Annotated in this window: 5 protein-coding genes; 2 read left to right on the top strand and 3 right to left on the bottom strand. The window is 69.3% G+C overall.

What is annotated here, in order from left to right; all coding sequences use genetic code 11:
* Positions 1 to 211 precede the first annotated feature (211 nt).
* The gene (locus tag ABZ319_RS39970; protein WP_354991806.1) at positions 212 to 1174 is read right to left on the bottom strand and encodes a hypothetical protein; all 963 of its coding nucleotides are present in this window, start codon (positions 1172 to 1174) and stop codon (positions 212 to 214) included.
* A 284-nt stretch (positions 1175 to 1458) separates the two neighbouring features.
* Here ABZ319_RS39970 and ABZ319_RS39965 point away from each other — a divergent pair, with 284 nt between their 5' ends.
* Entirely contained in the window at positions 1459 to 2355 is an 897-nt protein-coding gene (locus ABZ319_RS39965) for a phenylalanine 4-monooxygenase (protein WP_354991805.1), read from the top strand.
* Here the strand turns inward: ABZ319_RS39965 and ABZ319_RS39960 are convergent.
* Complete coding sequence (locus tag ABZ319_RS39960; protein WP_354991804.1) at positions 2321 to 2950, bottom strand: TetR family transcriptional regulator; 630 nt, start codon at positions 2948 to 2950, stop codon at positions 2321 to 2323. The genes ABZ319_RS39965 and ABZ319_RS39960 overlap by 35 nt on opposite strands.
* The gene (locus ABZ319_RS39955; protein ID WP_354991803.1) at positions 2940 to 4451 is read right to left on the bottom strand and encodes an MFS transporter; all 1512 of its coding nucleotides are present in this window, start codon (positions 4449 to 4451) and stop codon (positions 2940 to 2942) included. The genes ABZ319_RS39960 and ABZ319_RS39955 overlap by 11 nt, the downstream gene beginning before the upstream one ends.
* A gap of 231 nt (positions 4452 to 4682) precedes the next feature.
* On the opposite strand from ABZ319_RS39955, the gene ABZ319_RS39950 reads away from it, so the two are divergent.
* Positions 4683 to 5324 carry an ester cyclase gene (locus tag ABZ319_RS39950; RefSeq protein ID WP_354991802.1) on the top strand — a complete coding sequence of 214 codons (642 nt, stop codon included), beginning with the start codon at positions 4683 to 4685 and terminating at the stop codon, positions 5322 to 5324.
* The last annotated feature ends 105 nt before the right edge of the window (positions 5325 to 5429 follow it).

The raw sequence follows: 5429 nt of genomic DNA, 5'->3' as shown, positions 1-5429 counted from the left end.
TCCCGTCTCCGGACGGGAGCGGCCTTCGCCGTTCCACACCCCTCCCGCCCCCACCGACCATCGGGGCGGGATCCGATGCGCACGTCGATCGATCGCCCGGCGGTCACCGCCGCACGGGGTCCGCGTGAACCCGCGCCGGTGATGCCCGAGGCCGCCCGCATCCTCGCGATGCGGGCGGCAGCTCGTTCGGCACGCCGTCGCGGCCGGGACGCTACTTCGGGAGGTGGGCCAGGGCGTTCTCGGCGACCGCCTGGGCCACGTCGGGATTGTTGCTCATCACGCCGACGATGGGGAGCTGGCGGATCGAGCGATTGCCCCAGACGCCCGGAAACTCCTCGCCGACGATCACATCGATGAAGGTGTCGCCCTGGTGTTCGGAGCGGTAGCCGACGTAGTCGCCCAGGCGCACCTCCTGCTTGTCCAGGGTGATCAGATCGCGTTCGCGGTTCTCCAGCGAGATGAGCGTGGACGCGCCGTCCACGGTCAGGTAGCAGCTGTCGAGAGTTTGCTCCTGCCAATCGAATTCGACCTTGCGGGTGGCCTGTAACTTCTCCAGGCCGACGCACGGCGAGGTCAGCGCGGACAGCACCGTGACCGTCGTGGCGGGCGAAGTGCCCTGTGCCGGATGGTCGTTCCACTGTTTGATGACGCCGGGGATGAGCTTGTCGCCGGTGGCGCACGGGTCGGCGGCCCTGTCCATCTCCACCGAGACCGTCACCCCGAGACCGCCGTCCAGCGGGATGCGGTAGTCGCATTCGGTCTGCACCAGCTGATCCCGCTGCTCGGCGGGCACCGTCTCGCGGATGTCGACGCGGTGCACCTTGCGGTCCTGCACCTCGATCATCGACCCGTATTTGAAGGTCTCGAGCTGCGGCGCGAATCCGATGCGCACGTCGACGTCGATCCGCTGGTCCGGCCCGCCGGTCACCACGGCCGAGCAGTTCGTGGTCATGGACGAGGTGCCGACCGTCACCTCGGGTCCCAGCTCGCGCAGCTCGCCCGCGTCCAGCAGCGCGCAGGGGTCCACCGCGCGCGCCCAGCCGATCGTCTCCGAGCGCGAATCCCCCGGCGGCGCGGCGGCATTGGACTTCGCACCCTGCTTCGCGTCGTCGCCGCATGCGACGGCGGTGCAGAGCAGCACCGTGACCAGGACCAGCAGTCTTGACACCAACACATCCCCTCGTTCGTTCGAGCACGGAAGAGCCAGGCCCGAGCAGCCTATGCGGCGGGCCGGACGCCCCCGCACCGAGCTACCCGGCACCCGCCCGTCCCGATCGCCACGCCGGTGCGCACACGCCGCAGGAGGCGTGGCTCGTGTTGTCCCGCAGTGCGCTCGCTGTCTACCAGTCCCCCGGCAGGGCCCTGCTCGAGCACCCGTGCCACCCGTTCAGCTTGGCAATCTGCGCAGCTGCCGGGAGGTTCGTTGTCGGTTTGCCACGCGGGTGCTTGCATCGTCGTATGTTCACCGAGGCCCAGCTGTATTCGCCGGTGACCAAGGGCGCCGGCGGCGACGTCACCGTGCATCTGAGCGATGCGCATCCGGGCGTGCACGACCCCGCGTATCGGGAGCGGCGCAACGCGATCGCCGCGCTCGCCCTCGGGCACCGGCCGGGCACGGCGGCGCCCGCGATCGAGTACACCGAGCAGGAGCAGGGGGTGTGGCGGATCGTCGCCGCCGAACTGGCCCGCAAACGCGAGCGGTACGCCTGCGCGGAGGTGAACGCGGCGGCCGCGCGGCTGGATCTGCCCGCCGATCACATTCCCCAGCTGTCCGAGGTCTCGGCGAAGCTGTTCCCGCTCAGCGGCTTCGGCTACGCCCCGGCTGCGGGCCTGGTTCCGCTGCGCGAGTTCTTCGGCTCCTTCGCCGACCGAATCTTCCACTCCACCCAGTACATTCGGCATCATTCGGCGCCGCTGTACACCCCGGAACCGGACGCCGTGCACGAGATACTCGGGCATGCCAATCAATTGGCGAGCCCGCGCTTCGCGGCGATCTACGAGAGCGCGGGCGCGGCCGTCGCCCGAATCGGCACCGATCGCGCGCTGAAGTTCCTGGCCGATGTGTTCTGGTTCTCCATGGAATTCGGCGTGGTCCGCGAGGACGGCGAGATCCGTTGCTACGGTGCGGGACTGCTGTCCTCGTACGGGGAGATCGAGGAGTTCCGGCACGCCGAGCTGCGCCCGCTGGACATCACGGCGATGGGTACCGCGGTCTACGACATCACGCGCTATCAGCCGATCCTGTACTGCGCGGAATCGATCGGCGAGATCGAGGACACGGTCGGCGGCTTCTTCGCGGAGATGGACGACGAGTCACCGCTCAGAGCCGCATACCGGATTCCAGAAAGGCGATGACCCGCGCGATCGCGGTGGGGTCGAAGGGGTCCCGGTCCATCAGCACGGCCTTGGCGGCCCCGATCAGGGCCCCGGCCAGCGCGCGGACCTCGAAGTCGGCGGGCGTCCGCCCGGAGCGCTCGGCCACCAGTTCCGCGATCATGTCGACGTTGCGGTCCATCTCCATGGCCAGCACGCCGCGCAGTTCCGGGACGGTGGCCACGAAGGTGGCGCGGTCGCGCTCGAACGCGAACTCCGCCGGGTCCAGCGCCTCGAACGATTCGAGGGTGGCCCGCCGGAACGCCTCCAGCGCCGACAGCTCGACGGGCTGATCCCGGAACCGCTGAATCATGATCGGGTCCAGATCGTCGGCCAGCACCACCTGTTCCTTGGAGGGGAAGTAGCGGAAGAAGGTGCTCGGGGAGATCTCCGCCGCGTCGGCGATCTGCTCCACGGTGGTGGCGGCGTACCCCTGCTCGTGGAAGAGCCGGAAAGCCTCGCGCCGAATCGTGGACCGGGTGCGTTCCTTCTTGCGTTCCCGCAGGCCGGGCCGGGCCCGGCCCGCGGTGTCGGGGCCGGGCCGGGTCGATTCAGCGTGGATGGGCTCAGCCGGCATGTACCGATTGTGCAGCATCGGGCGCGGGCGCCGGCCCCGCCGGGGCCCGGGTGAGCAGCGCGGCCATGACCGTCGCGCCCAGGCAGACCGCGGCGCACACCCACAGCATGGCGCTCATCCCGCCCATGAAGGCCGTCTGCACGTGCGCGAGGAGCTCGGTGTCGCCGAGCCGATGGGCCACGCCCACACCGGCATTGACGCCGTCGTCGACGGGCGGCCGGTTCACGGAACCGAGCTCGGCGCGGTACCGCGTGGCCAGGACGGTGCCGAGGACCGCGACGCCGATGGTGCCCGCCGCCTGGCGCAGCGCCTGCAGCAGCGCGGATCCCGAGCCGGCGCGCTCGGCGGCGAGTTCGCCCATGGCCAGCCCCATGGCGGCGGGCATGACCAAACCCATACCGGCGCCGAGCAGGGCGAGCGCGGTGGCGGCGACCCCGTAGCCGCTGTCGGCGGTGAGCAGCGCGGCCAGCGCGAGTCCGCCCGCGAGCAGCGCGAATCCGCTGGTGAGCACGACCCGCAGTCCGGCCCGGGGCAGCAGCCTGTCGACCACGCGGCTGCCGACGATGAGTCCGCCGATCAGCGGCAGCAGGCGCAGGCCGCTGCCGAGCGCGTCGGCCCCGAGCACGGCCTGGAAGTACTGCGGCATGGTGAAGAACAGCCCGAACATGGCGAAGTTGACGACGATCATATAGACGGTGCCCCAGCGGAATCCGGGTGCGGCGAAGAGCCCGAGATCGATCAGCGGATGCGCCGCGCGCCGCTGCCACAGCACGAAGGCGGTCAGCAGCGCGACTCCGCCCGCCACCGCCGCCCACGCGAGGCCGTCGCCCCAGCTCTGCTCACCGAAGCGAATGAATCCGTAGGTGAGACCGAGCATTCCGAACACCGACAGCGCGACGCCGGGCAGATCCACGCGAACAGCGTTGGCGCTGCGCGATTCCGGGACCAGCAGTGCGACCGCGGTCGCGCCGATCGCCACCATGGGCACGTTGATCAGGAACACCGAACCCCACCAGAAATTTTGCAGCAGCCAGCCGCCGACGATCGGGCCGAGCGGCAGGCCGATGGCCGTGGAGGTGATCCAAATCGTCAGGGCCCGTTGACGATCTGCGGGATCGGGGAACAGGCCCGGCAGGATCGCCATGGACAGCGGCATCATGGCCGCCGCCGCGAGGCCGAGGACCGCGCGCGCGGCGATCAGCTGACCCGACGTGCCCGCGAAGGCGCAGGCCAGTGAGGCCGCGCCGAACAGCAGCAGCGCCGCCAGCAGGATCTTCTTGCGCCCGTACCGGTCGCCCAGCGCGCCCGCGGGCAGCATGACCGCGGCGAGCGCGAGGGTGTACGCGCTGCTGAACCACTGCAGCGCGCCGGTGCCCGCGTGCAGATCGACGGCCAGGGTGGGCAGCGCGACGGTGAGCACGGTGACGTCGAGCCCGATGGTGAGCATGGCGACGGCCAGCGCGCCGAGCGCCAGCCAGCGCTTCGATGCCGAATCATTCATGACAGTCCCTATCAGTTGCTATCAACTCGATAATGAGAGAGTCTCTCATTTTAGATAGTCTGTCAAAACTTGTCGTGTCACGTAGCCGCCGCGGTCCCCGCGGCCGACGAACGCCCGGCGCGACGTTTCGCCGAGCCGCTGTTACCGTCATCCGGTCCGTTTTCAATGCGACTACCGCACAACAGGTCTGGATCTTCGAGGCTCTAAATGACTGAACAAGCAACAGAACCCGTGACGACACCGCTGCACCTGCAAGGTCGTGACGCCGTAATCGCCGCTGCCGCACCGGAAGAGTGGCGCGACGGTGTCCCCGACTACCACCTGAGCTCGGTCGTCATGCCGGTCGAGCGCACCACCGACCACGCGCCGGACTCGCTGGAGTTCATCGTCGAAGAACTCGTGAAGGTCTTCGAGATGGAGGTCTCGCACAAGAAAGATCCCGCGACGTGGGTCTCGCTGGTCGCCGAGCACTACCGCGGGCGGGTCAACGGGGGCGAGTGGCAGGACTCCGAGGAGTTCGCGCGCATCGGCTCGTACAACATCCTGATCGGTGAGAACCCGTACTACCCCGGCGGGGAGACCTTCGAGTCCTCGCACCACATCTTCCACACCGCCTTCCCGGGCGGCTTCTTCTGGGAGGTGCTCGAAGTGCTGTCCGGGCCGCCGACCGTCACCTTCAAATGGCGGCACTGGGGCCGGTACACCGGCGAGTACAAGGGCCACGAGCCCACCGGCGAGATGATCGAGATGACCGGCATCACCATTGCCAAGGTCAGCGATGACCTGCGCATTCTCGAGCTCGAGCACTTCTACGACAACAACCGGCTGCTCGGCCCGCTGGCGCACGGCTGCCCGGTCACCAAGACCTCCTGACGCATCGGACTTTCGCGCGTGCCCACAGCCCCGGGCCCGCCGCGCCCGCGATACGGCCCCCGCGTTCGCGGGGCCGTATCGCGCCCGTCGTCCCCGCCGCACAGC

The organism is Nocardia sp. NPDC005978 (genome assembly GCF_040614455.1).
Lineage (GTDB): Bacteria > Actinomycetota > Actinomycetes > Mycobacteriales > Mycobacteriaceae > Nocardia.
The sequence above is the reverse complement of the archived record's forward strand: the minus strand, read 5'-3'. Positions and strand labels throughout refer to the sequence as shown.

Excerpts from the sequence above, each read along its gene's own strand:
- ABZ319_RS39955 (WP_354991803.1), bottom strand. The coding sequence starts at position 4,451 with ATGAATGATTCGGCATCGAAGCGCTGGCTGGCGCTCGGCGCGCTGGCC.
- ABZ319_RS39965 (WP_354991805.1), top strand. The coding sequence starts at position 1,459 with ATGTTCACCGAGGCCCAGCTGTATTCGCCGGTGACCAAGGGCGCCGGC.
- ABZ319_RS39960 (WP_354991804.1), bottom strand. The coding sequence starts at position 2,950 with ATGCCGGCTGAGCCCATCCACGCTGAATCGACCCGGCCCGGCCCCGAC.